The sequence below is a fragment of the Polaribacter sargassicola genome (assembly GCF_021991835.1).
In the GTDB taxonomy this organism is placed as follows: domain Bacteria; phylum Bacteroidota; class Bacteroidia; order Flavobacteriales; family Flavobacteriaceae; genus Polaribacter; species Polaribacter sargassicola.
This window is the reverse complement of the sequence record NZ_JAHDAU010000095.1, coordinates 1-347: the sequence shown is the minus strand read 5'-3', so window position 1 is coordinate 347 and position 347 is coordinate 1. Positions and strand designations below refer to the sequence as shown.

Genomic DNA, 347 nt, shown 5'->3' with positions numbered 1-347 from the left:
GAGCGGCTGTTCGGCACGCTCAGCGACGGAGAGCAGAAGCGCGTCCAGATCGCGCGTGCGGTGATGACCGACCCTGAGCTGCTGCTGCTCGACGAGCCGACCGCGAGCCTGGACCTCGGCTCCCGCGAGGAGCTGCTCCAGCTGCTGAGCGGCTACGCCGCGTCGCCGACCACTCCGGCGATGATCATGGTCACCCACCACGTCGAGGAGATCCCGGTGGGCTTCACGCACGTCATGCTGCTGCGCGAGGGCGGCATCGTCGCACAGGGGCCGATCGCCGAGACGCTCACGGCGGAGGCGCTCTCGGAGGCGTTCGGCATGCCGATCGCGCTGAGCGCCGAGGGCGG

1 protein-coding gene is annotated in these 347 nt (G+C 70.9%); it reads left to right on the top strand.

Translation table 11 applies throughout. From position 1 onward, the window contains the following. Positions 1–347, top strand: a 347-nt coding sequence (locus tag KI686_RS17485; RefSeq protein ID WP_237590324.1) for an ATP-binding cassette domain-containing protein, incomplete at both ends; no start/stop codon positions are given.